Here is a 17860-nt window from a genome sequence, read left to right as displayed (position 1 = left end):
ACGTACGGGCGACCCACCCGGCGCGCCCCGCGGCGGCGGCACAACTCGGCTCCCTGGAGACCGCGTTGGAGTGACGGACGGCCGCCGAGCGGCCGGGCGGGACCTCACGGGTCGGCCGGCGGCCGGACCGGGACGCCCCCGGCTTCGCGGACGATCCGGCCTGGCGGCCCGGCCCGCGCTCGGACAACTGGACGCCCGGGCCGCCCGTTTCGGATCCACGGGGCCCGCGCCGTCTCCCGCCGCCGTCGGGCGGCAGCACCTGCGGGCCGGTACGGGCCGTCCGCCGCGGCCCCGACTCCACTGCCGTCCCGGCGAACGCCCCTGCGCCCGCCCCGTGAACCCCCATGGCGGGAAACCGCCGAAGCGACTCCGGTCGATACCCGATCGGCCTGGCGCCCCTCTCCGGCTATGCTCTGGGGTGAGCACACCAGGGGCCATTAGCTCAATTGGCAGAGCAGCGGACTTTTAATCCGTTGGTTGTCGGTTCGAGTCCGACATGGCCTACTGCTCGCGGGAGCGGGGAAACTTCCTCTGACCTGCGCTTCAGCGCCCCATCTGATGTTTTCGGGTGGGGCGCTTCGCTGTTCTTTCAGCGCCCGTCGGCCTGAGGCGAGCCCGAGGTGAGCCTGGCCGCGAGCGCGGGGGTTGCCGTTCCGCGGCTCAGGTCGTGCAGCCGGATCGGCGGAAGTCCCGCTTCGGCGGCCGGCCGCCGGAACTGGCGCGTCGAACGCGAACGGGAGCAGGAGCAGGAGCGCGAGGAGTTCGCGCCACAGGCCGAGCGCGACCCGCACGTCAAGCAGCCCGGCCCGCGGCTGCTCGCCGCGCTCGACGGTGCGCACAACGACCTCGCACGCCTACGCGCAGCAGACCCGCCCCCGGCCGCTCCGCAGGCGGGCAGCGCCGGTCACCACCCCCGGAACGGCAGCAGCCGCCCCGGGCGGTCCGTCATGTCCGCGTCCGCGTGCGTGCGCGGCGGGTGTCAGACCAGGACGGTGGTCGACCAGGGCACGGCGGCGTTCCAGCCGGGCCAGAGGCTTTCGGGTTCGGCGCGGGCGGTCAGCACCACGAGCAGCGGGGTGCGGCCCGCCGCGCGGATCACCTCGCCGACGCAGGCCGGGACCGCGCCCCCGACGTGGTGCAGGTTCTCGGCGACCACCACCAGCGGACGGTGCGGGGTGGCGCGGCGCAGGGCGGCGCGCAGGTCGTCGCCGAGTGCGGCGCCGTCCGGGCCGGTGCGCACGTGCCAGATGGTGACCTGGCCGTCCTGGCGGAGCCTGCTCGTGAGTTCGGAGAGGAGCCAGCCCTGGCCGCCGCTCGCGCTTCCGGCGAGCGTCACGACGTGCGGGCGGCGCTGGCCCTGCACCAAAGCCAGCAGCGCGAACAGCAGCTCCAGTTCGGGATCGGACTGGGAGCTGAAGTCGATGTCGCGGCTGTCGGCGCCCTCGGAGGGGAGCAGGCCGGGATCCTGGTTGATGATCGCCTGGTGCAGGTCGCGCACTTCGCGGCTGGGATGGACGCCGAAGTCCTCGCTCAGCTGGTGCTGGAGCCGCTCGTAGGCCCGCAGGGCCTCGGCCTGGTGACCCGCCCGGTAGAGGGCGAGCATCAGGAGGTGGCAGGAGCGTTCCCGGAAGGGCTCGGCGGCCGTCGCGGCCTCCAGGCAGCCGATCACCTCGCGGTGCCGCCCGTTGCGGAGTTCGGCGTCGCAATAGTCTTCGAGGGCCGCGGTCCGTGCGCTGTCCACCAACGCCAGCTGGGGCCAGTCGACGCCGGATTCGGCGAGTTCCTGTCCGGCCCGGCCCCGCCACAGGCCCAGCGCGGCGCGCAAGGAGCGGGCAGCGCTCTCGGGCTGTCCGGCGGCCAGTGCGTTGCGGCCCTGGTCGGCGAGGATCCGGAACCGGGCCAAGTCCAGGGTTTCCGGTGCCATCCGCAGCATGTAGCCCGGCGCCTGGCTGACCAGGGAGGCGACATGGGCGGGTATGGCGCCGCGCGTCAGCAGGCCGCGCAGCGCCGAGATGGTGTTCTGCAGCACCTTGCGGGCTGTGGCCGGCGCGTCCCCGTCGGGCCAGAGGACCTGCATGAGGTCGCTGGTGGCGACCACCTGGTTGGCGTGGAGCAGCAGGAAGGCGAGGATGGCGCGCTGGTTCATGCCCCGCAGCGGAAGCGGTCCGGTCGCGGTGACGATCTCCAGTGGCCCGAGGAGCCGGAAGGACACTTCCGGGTCCGCGGGGGGTGTCGGCCGGGCCGCACCGGGCGGACCGGACCTGGCACGTGTCAGTTGTGCGTTCCGCGATCCGGGTTGCGCCGCCGCACGTGGTCGTGGGGCCGCCGGTCCGCGGGTACTTGTTCGCGACATCGTCTGGTTGAGCATGTTTCCCCCGTATACAACTGCCGTCGGCGGCGGCACAGCCGGCCGTGGTGCGGCGCGGCCCCGTGCCTTCGCTTCCTTGGGGGGGGTGTTCGAGACGGGCCCGGCACGCAGGCGTGCAGAGCCCGTCGGCTATCGCGATCGCGTGGTCCCCCCCGGGCCAGTCACCTTTGATTCACATAGCGAATGCGAAGCCAAATCAAAGAAACGCGATTGACCTGGGACGCTACCAGACCGATCAATGGCGTCAGCAAATACTTCTACTGGCGAGTAGCAGAAAGTCCCATAACCTCCCGCACCTCTGCGCTGTTTTCGGCCACGTCGCGCAACACCGTTTCCATGGTGGTGACGGACTGCGAGAAGAGCGTGCGGCCGGCCGGTGTGAGCCGGACGTCGAAGCCTCTCCGGTCGTTGGAGCACGGCCTGCGCTCGACGTAACCGGCGTTGACCATCTGGGCCAGCAGACGTGAGACCTGCGGTTGACTGCGGGACGCGCGCGAGCTGAGTTCGCCCGCCCGGATCCAGCCATCCGCGCGCACCATCACATCCATGATCTCGAAGGCGCTGGCGCACAGGCCGTGGCTCTCGGCCAGCACGCGCTCAGCGGCCTGATTGATCTGCGCGCACGCGCGGGTCAGGGCCACCCATCGATCGGTCAGAGCTGTTTCTGTCACGCCCCTCATCGTAGGTTCGCCACCGCCCCTTGTCGATGCATACGCATGCATGTACTGTGCCGACCGATCGATGCATTCGCATAGATCGTTTTCCACAGACGAACCAGAGACGAAGGAGACGTGGTGACCGAGCAGACGCTGGCACCCCAGACCGCCGGACAGGACGCGGACCGAGCGCCCGCACAAGCCCCCGGCAAGGCCCCTTGGACCACCCTGGTGGTGGTCGGCGTCGCCCAGCTGATGGTCATGCTGGACTCCACGGTCGTGAACGTGGCGCTCCCCTCGATCGGGGCCCAGCTGCCCGCCGATCAGAGCGCCCTGCAGTGGACCATCAGCGCGTACGTCCTGATGCTCGGCAGCCTGCTGCTCTTCGGCGGACGCGTCTCCGACGTCTTCGGCCGCAGGCGCACCTTCCTCACCGGCCTCTCCGTCTTCGCGGTCGCCTCCGTGCTCTGCGGCATCGCGGGCAACCAGGAGCTGCTCGTCGCGGGCCGCGCCATCCAGGGCGCCGGGGCCGCGCTGCTCTCCGCGGCCGCCCTGTCGATCATCCTGGCGGTCTACCAGGACGAGGAGCAGCGCAAGATCGCGCTGACCGCCTGGAGCGGCCTCGGCGTGATCGGCGCGACCATCGGCGTGGTGCTCGGCGGCCTGATCGTCACGGCGATCAGCTGGCGCTGGGCCTTCCTGATCAACATTCCGGTCAGCATCGCCGCCTTCATCGGCGCCCTGCGCAGCATGGACGCCCTCCACACGAGCAGCGGCCGCAAGCTGCGGCTGCCGTCGGCGATCGTGTCCACCGCCGGACTCGCCGCCCTGTCCTTCGGCCTGATCCGGCTGCACGAGGGATTCGGCGACCGGAACGCCTGGATCAGCATCGGCGCCGCCGTTGCCCTGCTCGCCGCGGTGACCTTCATGGAAGCCGGCCAGGCCGACCCGCTGCTTCCCCTGCACCTGCTGCGCAAGCCCACCTACTGGCTGTCCAGCATCGGCCTGCTCCTGGTGGCCAGCGTGATGATCAGCAGCTCCTTCCTGGCCAGCATGTACTTCCAGCGGGTCCACGAGATGAGCGCCTTCGTCACCGGCCTCTCGCTGCTCCCCATGGGCCTGGCCGCCCTCGTCGTCGCGCTGGTCGCGCCGCCGCTGGCCAATGCCCTGGGCCTGGGCGGCATGTACGCGGCCGGGGCCGCGCTGCAGCTGATCGGTACGGGCGTCCTGGCGACCGGCACCGACAGCGTCGCGCTGACCATCGTCGCGCTGGCCGTCATCGGCGCCGGGCTGCCCGCCTGCTTCGTCCCGCTGTTCGGCATCGGCACCTCGCACGTCAAGCTGGAGGAGTCCGGCGTCGGCTCCGGTCTGCTGAACACCTTCAACGAGACCGGCGCCGCCCTCGGCATCGCCGTCATCGGCACCATCCTCGCGACCTCGGTCGACAGCCGTCTCGAAAGCGGCGGTTCGGTCGCGGACGCGACCACCACGGGCGTCGGCAACGGCTTCCTGGCCCTGGCCGTGTGCTCCGGCATCGCCATCGTGATCGCCCTTGTGCTGCGGTCGCTGACCCGTGCCCCCCAGGGCGCCGACGCCTGACCGTTCCGGTCCGTCACGCGAAACCACATAGTTCCACCCCTGAACGTGGGCTTGCAGCCTCCCCCGCCTGCAAGCCCACTTCGCGTTGTCCGGGCCGCGCACGACGGGCCGCGTACGACGGCCCGCGACCGCCCCCGGACCAGCCCTCCCACCCGGCCCGGACCAACCCGTTCCGCCCGGCCCGGCAGGCCCGTTCCACCCCCCGATGGACAGCCGGTTACCGCCCGCTGGAGCGCGCGTTCCCCTCCCGTGGAGGGGCAGTTGAATTCGTGGACAGGGCGGCTCAGGGATCTGTAGCTTCATTATCAACCGCTTGTCCGGTGCTGCGAAGGAAAAGCCCCGGCAGGTCGTCCGGACCATATCCAGGTCGGCTCGCATTCCGCACGGACCCTGTTTCCGCCGGTAATCCGCCACAGGTCCGCAATGCCATTCCTCGCCTGCACGGCAACCGGTACCCCGACGTAATCCCACCCTCGAACGCGAAGGAATTCGCATGGCCATCTCGCCCGAAGAGCTCTCGAACACGCTGTCCGCGGCCGCGAAGGCCGCCCCCGCCTGGCAGGCCGCAGGTGCCACCGTCCGCTTCGTGATCTCCGCGCCCGATGCCGAACTCACGCTGGACCCCCAGGGCGCCCTGACCGACGCCGAGCCCACCCACGTGTTCCGCATCAGCCACGCGGACCTCGACGACCTCACCGCGGGCCGCCGCACCTTCCTGCGGACCGTCACCAGCCGCCGGGTCTCCTCCCGCGGCCCGGTCATGCAGACGTTCGCCGTCGGGCAGGCCCTGACGACCTTCGCCCCCCAGCGCTGAACGCCCCAGACAAGGAACCGCCATGACGTACACGCACAACCCGGCCGCCCACCCGCTGCTCGACGCCTTCGAGGCCGGCTTCCTCAACGACGTCGTCGCCTTCGCCCGTGAGGAGGTCGCCCCCGGTGCCGCCGAGCGCGACCGGATCGAGAAGGGCCAGATCGACTGGGACACCGTCCGCAAGGGCCACGCGCTGGGCCTGCTGCGGATGGCCATCCCGCGCGACTTCGGCGGCCTCGGCCTGAGCCAGCTCGCCCTCGCGCTGACCCTGGAGGAGCTGGCCTCCGCCGACCCGGGCATGGCGCTGGTCTTCGGTGCCACCGGCCTGTTCCAGACCCCGCTGCTGATCTGTGAGAACCCGCGCCTCCAGGAGAAGTACCTCCCCGCCTTCCTCGGCCCGGAGCCGGTCCTCGCCTGCAACGCGGTGGCCGAGGAGCGCAACGGGACCGACCTGGTGCTGCCGCAGCAGGCGCCCTACGCACAGGACATGACGACCGCCCGCCGCTCCGGCAGCGAGTACCTGCTCACCGGCACCAAGCGCTACATCACCAACGCCCCGGTCGCCACGTACGCCACGGTCATGGCCAACCTGGACGAGGGCCCCGGCTCGACCGGCCTGACCTGCTTCGTCACCGAGCTGGAGCAGCCCGGCGTCACCCGCGGCGAGATCCACGACAAGGTGGGCTACCGCACCGCCCCCGCGGGCGAGCTGATCCTTGACAACGCCCGGGTGCCCGAAGAGAACGTCATCGGTGACGAGCGCGGCGGCTGGGACCTCAACGTCGCCATCGGCAACCTCACCCGCGTCACCTGCGCGGCCGTCGCCACCGGCATCGCACGGCACGCCCTGGACCGCGCGGTCGCGTGGGCCGGTACCCGCCGACAGGGCGGCCGGCTGCTCTTCGAGCACCAGATGTCCGCCCGCAAGATCGCCGACATGTCCGCCCGGGTGTCCGCCGCGCGCGCCCTGTACCTGGACGCCGTACTGAAGGCCGACACCATCATCCCGACCCCGTCCTACGAGCCCGCCGTCGCCAAGCTGGTGGCCGACCGCGCCGCCATCGACAACGCCGACGCCGCCATGAGCCTGATCGGCGCCGCCGCCTTCCAGCGCGAGGACGGCATGGACCGGGTCCTGCGCGACGCCTACGGCCCCCGGATCTACGAGGGCAGCCCCGAGGCGCTCGCGCTGGTCATCACCGGCGAGCTGTTCGGCGTACCGGAGGTCCGGTGACCACCGCCACCGCCACGAGCGCCGCCACCACCGACGCCTACCGGGAACGGGTGCTGCGGGACACCGCCGGGATCGCGCTGCCCGACCTGGACGGCCGGGTGGACGGCGAGCCGCTGTTCCGCTCCGCCAGCCCCGAGGGCCTGCTGACCTTCACCGTGCGGGGAGCCCAGCTGCCCACCGCGTACCTCGACGACGTCTACCGGTTCCGGCTGGCCCAGTACCTCAAGCGCGGCTGGCTCAACGAAGGGCTCGCCGCCGCGGCGGACCTCGACGCCGAGCCGTACGACGCCCACGCCCTCCAGGACCAGCACACCCTGGTCGTGGAGGAGGAGACCGGGCGGCTGCGCGGCTACGGCACGCTGGCCCGCACCCGCAGCCCCGACCGCACCCTGCTCGGGGACGACGCCCACCTGCCGTTCGTCGTCGAACGCGACTACGGCCTGCGGCTCGCCGACGAACTCGGCGCGGCCACCCCGGCGGACCGGGTGTGGGAAGGCAAGCGGCTCATGCGCGACCACGCCATGGACCGCTCGCAGGCCGCCGTATCCGTTCCGTGGTGGGTCTACCGCGGCTGGGCCGAAGGCTGTCTGCGGGCCCTGGCCGAGGACGGAGCGGCGATCGTCGGCGACGGCAAGCCGAACGGAGCCATCCTCCAGCTGTCCCTGCTGGGCTTCCACGCCCGGACCCTCGACGTACCCGCACGCGCGGCGGACCCCGCCGACCTGTTCGCACCGATGTGGGACCAGCAACAGCGCTCGTACCCGTTCGTGCTCACCGACAGAAGCGCGCTGCGACCCACCCTGACCCACCTCGACGCGATCCTCGCGTCCGGGGAGAGCGGGTCGGTCGCGGCCCGGCTGACCGCGTTCCAGGAGGCACGGGCATGAGCAGGCACACCGACCAGAGCAGCCCGCCCGACGTGGGCACCCCCTCGGAGGCCCGCGAGCTGAAGGAGGAGCTGTACTACGCCTCCCTCACCCAGCGCAACCGCGGCCTGATCCCCGCGGCGCTCCAGGAGCAGATCCGGCACACCCCCCTGCTCATCGCGGGCTGCGGATCCATCGGCGGTGCCACCGTGCAGCCCCTGGGCCGCATGGGCTACCGGGACTTCGTCCTCGCGGACGTCGGCACCTACGAGCTGAACAACCTCAACCGCCAGCACGCCACGGTGGACGACCTGGGCCGCAACAAGGCCGAGGTGGGCGCCGACGCCCTGCGCGCCATCAACCCGCACGTCCGGGCCGAGGTGGTGCCCGTGGGCATCACCCGGGACAACGTCCGGGAACTGGTCCGTCGGGCCGAGGTCATCGTGGACGGGGTCGACGTGACCACCCCGTCCGGGCTGCGAGCGAAGATCGCCCTGCACCAGGAAGCGTGCCGCCAACGCAAGCCGCTGGTCACCGGCTGGGACATGGCGGGCATGCTCGCGGCCCAGTGCTTCGACTACCGGCTGGTGCGGCGGATCTTCGACGGCCAGCTGCTGGCCGAGGACGCCGACGTGCTGAGCACCTGGGAAGTGATCTTCCGCATCGCCCCCCGGTCGCACATCCCGGGCGAGATGTACCGCGAGCTCCGCCGGGGCCTGGGCCGCCCCGACTACAGCGTGCCGCAGCTCACCGAGGCGGCGACACAGTTCGGCTCGCTCGCGGTCCACATGGTCAACCAGCTGGTGGCGGGCGAGGACGTGCCGCGCACGGTCGCCGTCGACGTCCACCACATCGCCCTGACGCCCGGGCGCCGGGTGGCGGACCGGGTCACCCGCCACTGGGAGAAGGCCCGCTTCCTCAACCACCTGCCGCGCGAGCAGGCCTGGCGCGGATTCAGCCCGGCCGCCGTCTACCGGCTCGGCCGCCGTCCCGCACCGGCCGCATAGCCGAGCCCCGTCCCACGCCCCGCTCGACCGCCGACCCGCCGACTCGCCGACCGCCGACTCGCGGTCGAGCGGCTACTCCAGAGCGCGCGGCGCGACCCGCAGAAAGGAAAGCCCCGCATGAGAAAAGAATTCGCGTACGCCGACGCGCGCACGACCGGAATCGTGCTGAGCGAGACCGAGTCCGACATCGTCGAAGCCGCCGCACTGAGGATTGCCGCGCAATACGCGGAATACTCACTGCACAGCACCGACCTCCTCCACACCGTGGAACTCGCGGCGGCCGCGCTGCCGAGCGAGGTCCGGCGCGCGCTCATCTCCTTCCGCGACGAGGGGAACCCGAGCGGCACCCTCGTGCTGCGCGGGCTCCCGCTGGGCGCCCTGCCGCCCACCCCCGACCGGGCGGAGGACGAGCCGCACTGGACCGCGGTCTCCGTGGCGACGCTCAGCCAGCTGATGGTGATGTCGGTCCTGGGCCGCTCGATCTCGTACAGCGACGAGAAGAACGGCGACCTGGTCCAGGACGTCAGCCCCAAGCGCGGCGCCGAGGAGCGCCAGGAGAACAGCGGCTCCATCCTGCTGGAACTCCACACGGAGGACGGCTTCCACCCCGCCGCCCCGCACTTCCTGAGCCTGATCTGTCTGCGCGGCGACCGCGACGGGCTCGCCGCCACCGTGACCGGCGGGATCGGCGACGTACTGCCGGAACTGGACGAGGAGACCGTCGCAGCGCTGCGACGGCCGGAGTTCAGGACCAAGTTCAGCACGTCCTTCGTCCACGACACCCACGAGGAAGTGCTGACCCCGCCGGTACCGGTGCTCTGCGGTGCGCGGGCCAACCCGGACCTGCGCGTCGACTTCCACGGCACGGTCGGCACCACTCCCGGGGCGCGGGCGGCGCTCGCCGCGCTGGAGGACGCGGTACTCGGCTCGCTGCGCGGCATCGTGCTGGAACCCGGCGAGCTGATCATCCTCGACAACCGCCGCACGGTGCACGGGCGTACGGGCTTCACCCCGCGCTACGACGGCGCGGACCGCTGGCTGCGCCGCTCCTTCGCGCTGGCCGACCTGCGGCCGGTCCTCGACGACCTCGGCGAGGGCCGCAGCCACAACGCGATCACCACGCGGCAGCCCTCCCCCAAGCTGGCGACGGCGGCCTGACGGACGCCCGGGAACCGGCCCGGCCCGGCCCGGCCCGGCCACCTTGACCGCCCCCCTTTCGCCCACCGCTCCACCTGACGGAGGAACACCATGTCCGCATCCCTGCACGCCACCCTGACCCGGATCGTCGTCGAGGACCTGGAGGCCGACGCGGAGGGTCTGACCGACGAGTCCACCCTCGCCGCCCTCGACCTCGACTCCCTCGCCATAGCGGAGCTGATCATCCTCATCAAGGAGGCGACGGGCGCCGACCTCGGCAGCGAGGAGACCAGCCTCGGTGAGCTCACCATCCCCGGCCTCGCACAGCTGGTGACCACGACGCTGGACGACGAGAAGTCCGCATGAGCGCACCGGCCATCGTGGTGACCGGTACCGGCATGATCACGCCGGTCGGTACCGACACGGACTCGACCTGGGACGCGATCCGGCGCGGCGGGTCCCGCGCGGGCCTCGCCCCCACCCCGGGGGTCTCCCGGGACCTCCAGTGCCGCACCGTGGCACCGTTCGGCGCCGAACTGCTGCCCGGCCGCGGCACCGCGAACCTGGACCCCTTCATCCGGTTCGCACTCGTCGCGGCCGACCAGGCCGTCGCCGAGGCGGGACTCGACCCCGCCACCTGGGACGGCGGCCGGGTCGGCATCGTCGTCGGCTGCGGTCTGGGCGGCGCGGCCACCCTGAGCACGGCGCACAGCCGCCTCGCCGAGCGCGGGCCCGACGCCGTCTCCCCGTACGTACATCCCCGTTCGCTCATCAACATGGCCGCCGGGACGATCGCCATCCGGCACCGTGTCACCGGACCCGGCCACACCGTCGTCGCTGCCTGCGCCTCGGGTGCGGTGGCCGTCGGTGTGGGCCGCGACCTGATCCGCAGCGGCGCCTGCGACATCGTGATCGCCGTCGGTACGGACGCCGGGGTGGTGCCCGTCATCGCGGCGGGCTTCGCCGCCATGGGCGCGCTCACCGACAGCGCGGCGGACGACGCCTCGCGTCCGTTCGCCGCGGACCGCTCCGGCTTCGTGCTCTCCGAGGGCGCCGCCGCCCTGGTACTGGAGCGCGAGGACGGCGCACGAGAGCGCGGCGCGACCTCGCGGGGCCGCATCCTCGGCTACGCCTTCACCACCGACGCGCACCACCCGGTCGCCCCGCACCCCGACGCCATCGGCGCCGAGGCGGCGGTACGGGCCGCGCTGGCGGACGCCGGGCTCGCCCCGTCCGACGTGGACCACGTCAACGCGCACGGCACCTCGACCCCGTACAACGACCGCAGCGAGGGGAAGCTGATCAACCGCCTCTTCCCGCACCGGCCGAGCGTCACGGCCAACAAGGGACTGCTCGGGCACAGCCTGGGCGCGGCGGGCGCCATCGAGGCCGTGCTGACCCTGCGGACCCTGGCGACGGGCATCGTGCCGCCGACCGCGCACACCCCGGCCGTGGACCCGGAGCTCGCGGGCCTGGACCTGGTGGTGGACCAGGAACGGCGGCAGGACCCGGCGGTCGCGGTCAGCCACTCCTTCGGCTTCGGCGGTTCCAACTGCGTCCTGGTGATGGGCACATGAGCAACGACCGGATCCCCGCCGTACTGACCGGCCTGGGCACCTGCCTGCCCGCGCGGACGGTCACCAACGACGACCTGGCGCAGCGGCTGGACACCTCGCACGAGTGGATCCACAGCCGTACCGGAATCGCGCGCCGCCATGTCGTGGACACCGGCACGGGCACCACCGAACTGGCGGCGGCCGCCGGGTCCGCGGCCCTGGAATCGGCCGGCCGGTCCTCCTGCGACCTGGTCCTCGTGGCCACGACCACCCCGGACCGGGCTTGCCCCGCGACCGCCCCGCGGGTGGCCTCGGCCATGGGCCTGACCGGCGCCGCCGCCTTCGACCTGTCGGCCGTCTGCTCCGGCTTCGTGTACGGGCTGTCCGTCGCCGCGGCCATGATCGGCGCCGGGACCTGCGAGAGCGTCCTGGTCATCGGTGCGGAACGCTACTCGGCGATCGTCGATCCGCAGGACCGCGGCACCGCCGTCATCTTCGGGGACGGCGCGGGCGCGGTGCTGCTCGAGCGCGGCGAGCAGCCGCACGGCCACGGCACGGTCCTGCACACCGAACTGGGCAGCGACGGCACCGGCGACGAACTGATCACCGTGCCACCCGGCGAGCGGTACCTGCGGATGGAGGGCCGCGAGGTCTACACCCGGGCCGTTCCGACGATGGTCGAGTCGGCACGCCGGGCCGCGGAAGCGGTCGGCTGGCCGCTCCAGGACGTCGACGCGTTCGTCGGCCACCAGGCGAACCTGCGGATCCTGGAGTCGGTGGCCAAACGGCTCGGTCTGCCGCCCGAACGCGTGATCTCCAACATCGAGGACGTCGGCAACACGGCCGCCGCGTCCATCCCGCTGGCCCTGGCCTGGGCCGCGGACCGGGGCCGGCTCACGCCCGGCGACCGGGTGCTCCTCACTGCCTTCGGCGGTGGCCTGACCTGGGGTTCGGCAGCCCTGCTGTGGCCGGACGTACGACCGGTCAACCGCTGACCCCGCCCGTCCCCGCACCCCGCCAGTCCCCGCACCCCGGCCCGGCCCGGCCGGGGTGCGGGCACCCCGACGAAAGGCAGCACGACAGTGCAGACCCCGCCCGCCCGGGCAGCAACCGCACCCGCGGCGTCGTCCCCGGCTTCCGAGGACCGCTACGCCCGGTACCGGATCTCCCTGGACGCCGGCACCGGAGCCTCCCAGACCCTCGCCCATTGGCTCCCGCTGGCCACGGTATGGGCCACGGACGACACCCTCCCCGGCGCCGACCGCCGGACCCGGCCCGGTACCCGCGGGGCGGACGCCCCCGCCGCCGCGCCCCGCCGCCGCGCCCCGGCGCGCCCGCGGCGGGCCACCCGCCCCTGAGCGGCGTCCGCCGACAGAAGGGCGGGGCCGGCCCGAAGGACCTGAACGGTCCCGCCCCGGAAACGGGCTTGGCCCCCACCGCACCGGAGTGCTGTGGGGGCCAAGTGGACGCTGGGCGTCAGGTGTTGCGGGTGTTACGGGTGCTGACGATCAGCCGTTGCGCTTCCAGCGCGGCTTGTCGTCGCGACGGGCGGTGCCGCCACCGAAGGACGAGCCGGTGCCGGAGCCCGACGGACGGTGGTCGTCACGACGGCCATAGGGGCGCTCGCCGCCACCGGCGCGGAAGCCGCCACCGGCCGGACGGTCGCCACCGCGGTCGTCACGGTTGAAGCTGCCCGACGGACGGTCGTCGCGACGGAAGCTGCCACCGGTGGGACGGTCGCCACCGGAGCGGAAGCCACCACCGGCCGGACGGTCGCCACCGGAGCGGAAGCCACCGGACGGACGGTCGTCGCGACGGAAGCTGCCACCGGCCGGGCGGTCGCCGCCACGGTCGTCACGGTTGAAGCCGCCCGAGGGACGCTCGTCACGGTTGAAGCTGCCCGACGGACGGTCGTCGCGACGGAAGCTGCCACCGGTGGGACGGTCACCACCGGAGCGGAAGCCGCCACCGGCCGGACGGTCACCACCGGAGCGGAAGCCACCGGACGGACGGTCGTCGCGACGGAAGCCACCACCCGAGGGACGCTCGTCACGACGGTCGCCACCGGAGCGGAAGCCACCGGACGGACGGTCGTCACGGCGGAAGCCACCACCCGAGGGACGCTCGTCACGACGGTCGCCACCGGAGCGGAAGCCGCCGCGGTCACCACCGCGGTCGCCGCCGCGGTCGTCACGGTTGAAGCCACCGCGGCCACCGCGGTCACCGCGGTCGTCGCGACGCTCGAAGTTGCCACGGTCGTCACGGCGCTGCACGGCCTGGGCCTCGGCAGCGGCAGCCGCGGCAGCGGCCTCGGCCGCGACCTCGGCTTCGGCGGCCTCGGCGACCTCGGCCACAGCGGCCTCCGGGTCCTCGCCGCGCTCACGGGCGGAACGGGCGACGAGGCGGTCGGCCTCCTCGCGCAGTTCCACGGCACGGCGCTGGACGCGCTCCAGCTGCTTGGTGAGGTCGGCGACCTCGCGCTCGGCCTGCTTGGCGGCGTTGTTCGCCGAGTCGGCCTGGACCTCGGACAGCGAACGGGCACCGGTGATCTCGGCGACCTCGGGCTCGAACGCGCCGGCCCCACCGACGATGTGGCGCGAGGCGTCGACGCCCGCGTCCTCCATCAGCCGGAAGATCTGGCGACGCTGGTGCGGCAGCGACAGCGAGACCACGACGCCCGACTTGCCGGCGCGGGCGGTACGGCCCGAGCGGTGCAGGTAGTCCTTGTGGTCACCGGCCGGGTCCACGTTCAGGACCAGGTCGATGCCGTCGACGTGGATGCCGCGGGCGGCGACGTCGGTCGCGACGAGCGCGTTGACGTAGCCCTTCTTGAAGTCTTCCAGGACGCGGGTACGGGCACCCTGCGTCATGCCGCCGTGCAGCGCGTCGGCCTTCACGCCGGACTCGATGAGCTGCTCGGCGATGCGGTCGGCGCCCAGCTGGGTGCGGACGAAGATGATCGTGCGGCCCTTGCGGGCGGCGATCGCGGCCGTGACCGGCGCCTTGTCCTTCGGCTTCACGACGAGGACGTGGTGGGTCATGGTCGAGACGTTGCCCTGCGCGCTGTCGACCTCGTGCGTGACGGGGTTCGAGAGGTAGCGCTTGACGAGCGTGCCGATCTCGTTCTCCATGGTGGCGGAGAAGAGCATGCGCTGGCCGCCGCCGGGGATCTGGTCGAGCAGCTCGGTGACCTCGGGCAGGAAGCCCAGGTCGGACATCTGGTCGGCCTCGTCGAGGACGGCGACCTGGACGTTCGCGAGCGAGCAGGCGCCGCGGTTGATGATGTCGCGCAGACGGCCCGGGGTGGCGACGAGGACGTCGACACCGCGCTCCAGGGCGAAGATCTGGTTGCTCATCGAGGTACCGCCGCAGACGACCTTGAGCTTCAGGCCGAGCACGTCGCCGTACGGCTGGAGCGCGTCCGCGACCTGCATCGCGAGCTCACGGGTCGGCGTGAGGATGATCGCGCGGGGCTTCTTCTTCTCGGTGGTGCCGCCGGCCAGCGTGGCCAGGGTCGGCAGACCGAAGGAGAGGGTCTTGCCGGAGCCGGTGCGGCCGCGGCCGAGGATGTCCTTGCCGGCCAGGGCGTCCGGGATGGTCGCGGCCTGGATCGGGAAGGGGGCGGTGACACCGTTCTGCGCGAGCTTGCGGACGATCCCGTCCGGCAGACCGAGGTCGCCGAAGGTGAGCGTGGGCTCGGCGTCGGCGGCCTCGATGGGCTCGACGTCAGCGACGTCGGCGGCCTCGACGGCCTCGGCGTCAGCGTCGATGGAAAGGGACTGGTCGGTCGTCACGTCGGCCTCAAAAACGTCGATGTCGGCGGCAAGGGAGTCGTTGACGATCTCGTCGACCACAAGGGTCTCGATGATCGTGACGGCCTCGGCGGCCTCGATGGAGTCGTTCTCGGGCATGACGGCACGGTCAGAACTGGAAATGGACATACGAAATGCGAAACCTTCCGGAGTCTCGGCACGCGCCCAAACTCCGTGAATCGCAAATCGACCGCCTCAATGCGGTCAGCCACGGTTGGGGAGAGTACGCGCCACACGGCGCTCTTCGGAGTCGGCGCCGGGCAATGGGATCAAACGATCTATAACCATACGCACCCTCCCCCCACTCTGGCAAGTCACCCCTACAAGAAGCCCCTGACCTGCGACGACGCTGTTTCGTCGAACGACGGTACGAGGGCCACGCGTCCGGCGGGAGCACCCGGGGGAGGGGTCCGGACTAGGTCCCGGCGCTCGGCGAAGGGTCCGGTTCGGGGGCCTTGGACGTGGGCGGAGTCACAGGCGTCGGGTCCGGCGGAGGCACCGGCGAGGGCGTGACCGCCCCGCCCGGCCCGCCCGACCCGGAGGTCGTCCCGCCCGCCGCGGGCGGCAGCTGCGTCCCGGGGCCGGCGCCGGTCCCCCGCACCGTCCCGCCCGCACCGCCGGACCCGCCCGCGCCCGGTCCGGCCGACGGGGAGGGGCCGCCGGGTACGCCCGCCACCACGGCCCCCGGACTGGCCGAGGCGCCCGGCGGGAGGGTCTTCCCGTCGGGGCCGACGACCGGCGCCTTGTCGCCCGTACCGTCCTTCTTGTCGTGGGCCCCTCCGTGGGAGCCGCCGTTCTTGCCCCCGGCGGTCCCGCCACCGGACTCGGCGGCGGATCCCCGGTGGCCCGCCGGGGACGACGCGCCGGGCTGGGCGGCGTCGTCGCCGACGCTCATGCAGCCGGCCGTGGCCGCGAGCGCGAGGGTGGCGACGGCCAGTCGGACGGAAGCGGACAAGTGGCGCACGGGTGGCACCTCCGGGGCAGGGCAGGGTTCCGCGGTGAACGGGTCAATGTGCCCAACTCCCTTTACCCCGTAAGAGACACGCCCCTCCTGGCACCTGCCGCCCCGGGGACCCCCTCAGGTCCCGGCCAGCGCTTCCGCGACCTGCCAGCCCAGGTGCACGGCGCCCAGCCCGACCAGCAAGGACGCGGCCGCATTCGCCACGGCGAGGAACTTCCAGCCCCCCTCGGCCAGGCGGAGCGTCTCGTACGAGAACGTCGAATAGGTCGTGAGGGCCCCGCACAGGCCGGTCCCCAGCAGCAGGCCCAGGGCCGAAGAGGCGGCCCCCTGGAGCACCGCACCGGTCAGCGCGCCCAGGACCAGGCACCCCGCGGCGTTCACCACGAACGTCCCCCACGGGAACACCGAGTCGTGCCGCACCTGCACCGCCCGGTCCGTCAGATAGCGCAGCGGCGCCCCGACGGCCGCGCCCAGCACCACCAGCAGCCAGTTCACGCGCGCACCCGTCCCCGCGCCCGCACCGCGCGCCGGGTCACCGACGCCGCCGCCCACACCGCGACCAGGGCCCCGACCACGGTCAGCCCGGCGTAGGTCAGCGCGGTGGCCGCCTCGCCCCGGTCCAGCAGCCGCTCGAAGTCCACCGCGTAGGTCGAGAAGGTGGTGAACCCGCCGAGCACGCCCGTCCCCAGCAAGGGCCGCACCAGCGGGTGCGCCGAGCGGCCGCCCTCGCTGATCAGCACCATCAGCACGCCGATCAGGGCGCACCCGGCCACATTGGTCCAGAAGGTCGCCCAGGGGAACGCCGCGGGGCCGGCCGGCCACACCAGCGAGACCCCGTACCGCGCCGAGGCCCCCAGCGCGCCGCCCGCCGACACCGCGGCGAGCGTCGGCCACCGCCGCTCCGCCCGCTGCGCGGGCACATGGAGGTCAACGTCCGGATCGATGGCCTCCGCCCCGGGCACCGGCCTGGTCATCGGCGGCCCGCAGGCCGCACCACGTGGATCGCCATGCGGCCAGATTCGCACGCGCCCACGCCGGTCCCTCCCGTCCGACACCTCTCTCCCCGACAATGGCGGTGTGCTGCAGATGACGCGCGACGCCTTCGAAGAGCTGGTGGCCCAGGCCCTGGACCGGATCCCGCCCGAGCTGACCCGGGTGATGGACAACGTGGCCGTGTTCGTGGAGGACGAACCTCCCGCCGACGACCCCGAGCTGCTGGGTCTGTACGAGGGGACCCCGCTCACCGAGCGGGGCGAGTGGTACGCCGGGGTGCTGCCGGACCGGATCTCGATCTACATGGGGCCGACCCTGCGCTCCTGCGAGGCGCCCGACGACGTGGTGCACGAGGTCGCCGTGACCGTGGTGCACGAGATCGCCCACCACTTCGGCATCGACGACGACCGGCTCCACGAACTGGGCTGGGGCTGAGCCGTCGGGCGGACCCCGCCCGACCGGGGGAAACCGTTTTGGCGATCCCCGTCCCGATCCCATATGCTTCTCACGTCCCCGACGCGCTGCAAAGTGCCTAGGCGGGCCTTTAGCCCTCATCGTCTAGTGGCCCAGGACGCCGCCCTTTCAAGGCGGTAGCACGGGTTCGAATCCCGTTGGGGGTACGCAACACCATGTGCGAGACTTGCGCTCGCACATAGCAAGGACCTGTGGAGCAGTTGGTTAGCTCGCCACCCTGTCAAGGTGGAGGTCGCGGGTTCAAGTCCCGTCAGGTTCGCTGAAGCTCGTAAGAGTTTCGTGGCTGGGTAGCTCAGTTGGTACGAGCGATCGCCTGAAAAGCGATAGGTCGCCGGTTCGACCCCGGCCCCAGCCACCACAGAAAGGCCCCGTCCCTCGGACGG

General features: G+C 72.5%; 17 protein-coding genes and 4 tRNA genes. 15 read left to right on the top strand and 6 right to left on the bottom strand.

Annotated elements, in window-relative coordinates; translation table 11 throughout:
• The first annotated feature begins 431 nt into the window (after window positions 1–431).
• A tRNA-Lys gene (locus QMF80_RS26300) sits at window positions 432–504 on the top strand.
• Between the two features lie 475 nt (window positions 505–979).
• Here the strand turns inward: QMF80_RS26300 and QMF80_RS26295 are convergent.
• Entirely contained in the window at window positions 980–2212 is a 1233-nt protein-coding gene (locus tag QMF80_RS26295) for an AfsR/SARP family transcriptional regulator (RefSeq protein WP_283457563.1), read from the bottom strand.
• Window positions 2213–2625: 413 nt separating this feature from the next.
• Complete coding sequence (locus QMF80_RS26290) at window positions 2626–3039, bottom strand: MarR family winged helix-turn-helix transcriptional regulator (RefSeq protein WP_283457561.1); 414 nt, start codon at window positions 3037–3039, stop codon at window positions 2626–2628.
• A 123-nt stretch (window positions 3040–3162) separates the two neighbouring features.
• Between QMF80_RS26290 and QMF80_RS26285 the strand changes: the two genes are divergently transcribed.
• From QMF80_RS26285 to QMF80_RS26240, 10 genes are all read left to right on the top strand, one after another.
• Window positions 3163–4623 (top strand): MFS transporter, encoded by a 1461-nt coding sequence (locus tag QMF80_RS26285; protein ID WP_283457559.1) that lies wholly within the window; start codon window positions 3163–3165, stop codon window positions 4621–4623.
• Window positions 4624–5116: 493 nt separating this feature from the next.
• On the top strand, window positions 5117–5437 hold the full coding sequence (locus QMF80_RS26280) for a hypothetical protein (protein ID WP_283457557.1): 321 nt from the start codon (window positions 5117–5119) through the stop codon (window positions 5435–5437).
• A gap of 22 nt (window positions 5438–5459) precedes the next feature.
• Window positions 5460–6671, top strand: coding sequence for an acyl-CoA dehydrogenase family protein (locus QMF80_RS26275; protein WP_283457555.1), 1212 nt, complete (start codon window positions 5460–5462; stop codon window positions 6669–6671).
• A complete protein-coding gene (locus QMF80_RS26270) occupies window positions 6668–7558 on the top strand; it encodes a hypothetical protein (RefSeq protein WP_283457552.1) in 891 nt (296 codons plus the stop codon). Before QMF80_RS26275 ends, QMF80_RS26270 begins: the two co-directional genes overlap by 4 nt.
• Window positions 7555–8544: a HesA/MoeB/ThiF family protein gene (locus tag QMF80_RS26265; protein WP_283457551.1), complete on the top strand. Its 990-nt coding sequence runs from the start codon at window positions 7555–7557 to the stop codon at window positions 8542–8544. The genes QMF80_RS26270 and QMF80_RS26265 overlap by 4 nt, the downstream gene beginning before the upstream one ends.
• A gap of 117 nt (window positions 8545–8661) precedes the next feature.
• Entirely contained in the window at window positions 8662–9702 is a 1041-nt protein-coding gene (locus QMF80_RS26260) for a TauD/TfdA family dioxygenase (protein WP_283457549.1), read from the top strand.
• 90 nt (window positions 9703–9792) lie between these two features.
• Entirely contained in the window at window positions 9793–10047 is a 255-nt protein-coding gene (locus QMF80_RS26255; protein ID WP_283457546.1) for a phosphopantetheine-binding protein, read from the top strand.
• Window positions 10044–11258: a beta-ketoacyl-[acyl-carrier-protein] synthase family protein gene (locus tag QMF80_RS26250; RefSeq protein ID WP_283457544.1), complete on the top strand. Its 1215-nt coding sequence runs from the start codon at window positions 10044–10046 to the stop codon at window positions 11256–11258. Before QMF80_RS26255 ends, QMF80_RS26250 begins: the two co-directional genes overlap by 4 nt.
• Window positions 11255–12232 (top strand): beta-ketoacyl-ACP synthase III, encoded by a 978-nt coding sequence (locus QMF80_RS26245; protein WP_283457542.1) that lies wholly within the window; start codon window positions 11255–11257, stop codon window positions 12230–12232. The genes QMF80_RS26250 and QMF80_RS26245 overlap by 4 nt, the downstream gene beginning before the upstream one ends.
• Window positions 12233–12319: 87 nt before the next feature.
• The gene (locus QMF80_RS26240) at window positions 12320–12595 is read left to right on the top strand and encodes a hypothetical protein (protein WP_283457540.1); all 276 of its coding nucleotides are present in this window, start codon (window positions 12320–12322) and stop codon (window positions 12593–12595) included.
• Window positions 12596–12745: 150 nt separating this feature from the next.
• Here QMF80_RS26240 and QMF80_RS26235 read toward each other — a convergent pair whose 3' ends face one another.
• The 4 genes from QMF80_RS26235 to QMF80_RS26220 all read right to left on the bottom strand — a co-directional run bounded on the left by QMF80_RS26235 (window position 12746) and on the right by QMF80_RS26220 (window position 16984).
• Window positions 12746–15178: a DEAD/DEAH box helicase gene (locus QMF80_RS26235; protein WP_283457538.1), complete on the bottom strand. Its 2433-nt coding sequence runs from the start codon at window positions 15176–15178 to the stop codon at window positions 12746–12748.
• Between the two features lie 286 nt (window positions 15179–15464).
• On the bottom strand, window positions 15465–16013 hold the full coding sequence (locus QMF80_RS26230) for a hypothetical protein (RefSeq protein WP_283457536.1): 549 nt from the start codon (window positions 16011–16013) through the stop codon (window positions 15465–15467).
• Between the two features lie 114 nt (window positions 16014–16127).
• Window positions 16128–16505 (bottom strand): fluoride efflux transporter CrcB, encoded by a 378-nt coding sequence (crcB, locus tag QMF80_RS26225; protein ID WP_283457534.1) that lies wholly within the window; start codon window positions 16503–16505, stop codon window positions 16128–16130.
• Window positions 16502–16984, bottom strand: a complete 483-nt coding sequence (locus QMF80_RS26220; RefSeq protein WP_283457532.1) for a FluC/FEX family fluoride channel — start codon at window positions 16982–16984, stop codon at window positions 16502–16504. The genes crcB and QMF80_RS26220 overlap by 4 nt, the downstream gene beginning before the upstream one ends.
• 103 nt (window positions 16985–17087) lie before the next feature.
• Between QMF80_RS26220 and QMF80_RS26215 the strand changes: the two genes are divergently transcribed.
• From QMF80_RS26215 to QMF80_RS26200, 4 genes are all read left to right on the top strand, one after another.
• Window positions 17088–17438 carry a metallopeptidase family protein gene (locus tag QMF80_RS26215; protein ID WP_283457530.1) on the top strand — a complete coding sequence of 117 codons (351 nt, stop codon included), beginning with the start codon at window positions 17088–17090 and terminating at the stop codon, window positions 17436–17438.
• Window positions 17439–17550: 112 nt separating this feature from the next.
• A tRNA-Glu gene (locus tag QMF80_RS26210) sits at window positions 17551–17623 on the top strand.
• A gap of 39 nt (window positions 17624–17662) precedes the next feature.
• Window positions 17663–17736 (top strand) — tRNA-Asp (locus QMF80_RS26205).
• A 22-nt stretch (window positions 17737–17758) separates the two neighbouring features.
• Window positions 17759–17835: transfer RNA gene (locus tag QMF80_RS26200), tRNA-Phe, on the top strand.
• Window positions 17836–17860 lie beyond the last annotated feature (25 nt).

The sequence above is a fragment of the Streptomyces sp. G-G2 genome (genome assembly GCF_030063135.1).
In the GTDB taxonomy this organism is placed as follows: Bacteria; Actinomycetota; Actinomycetes; order Streptomycetales; family Streptomycetaceae; genus Streptomyces.
This window is presented reverse-complemented; position numbering and strand designations above follow the sequence as displayed.

Bases quoted from the DNA above. Each gene is read 5' to 3' on its own strand.
- QMF80_RS26235 (WP_283457538.1), bottom strand. From the start codon at position 15,178: ATGTCCATTTCCAGTTCTGACCGTGCCGTCATGCCCGAGAACGACTCC.
- QMF80_RS26265 (WP_283457551.1), top strand. From the start codon at position 7,555: ATGAGCAGGCACACCGACCAGAGCAGCCCGCCCGACGTGGGCACCCCC.
- QMF80_RS26220 (WP_283457532.1), bottom strand. From the start codon at position 16,984: ATGACCAGGCCGGTGCCCGGGGCGGAGGCCATCGATCCGGACGTTGAC.
- QMF80_RS26275 (WP_283457555.1), top strand. From the start codon at position 5,460: ATGACGTACACGCACAACCCGGCCGCCCACCCGCTGCTCGACGCCTTC.
- QMF80_RS26280 (WP_283457557.1), top strand. From the start codon at position 5,117: ATGGCCATCTCGCCCGAAGAGCTCTCGAACACGCTGTCCGCGGCCGCG.
- QMF80_RS26260 (WP_283457549.1), top strand. From the start codon at position 8,662: ATGAGAAAAGAATTCGCGTACGCCGACGCGCGCACGACCGGAATCGTG.
- QMF80_RS26250 (WP_283457544.1), top strand. From the start codon at position 10,044: ATGAGCGCACCGGCCATCGTGGTGACCGGTACCGGCATGATCACGCCG.
- QMF80_RS26255 (WP_283457546.1), top strand. From the start codon at position 9,793: ATGTCCGCATCCCTGCACGCCACCCTGACCCGGATCGTCGTCGAGGAC.
- QMF80_RS26245 (WP_283457542.1), top strand. From the start codon at position 11,255: ATGAGCAACGACCGGATCCCCGCCGTACTGACCGGCCTGGGCACCTGC.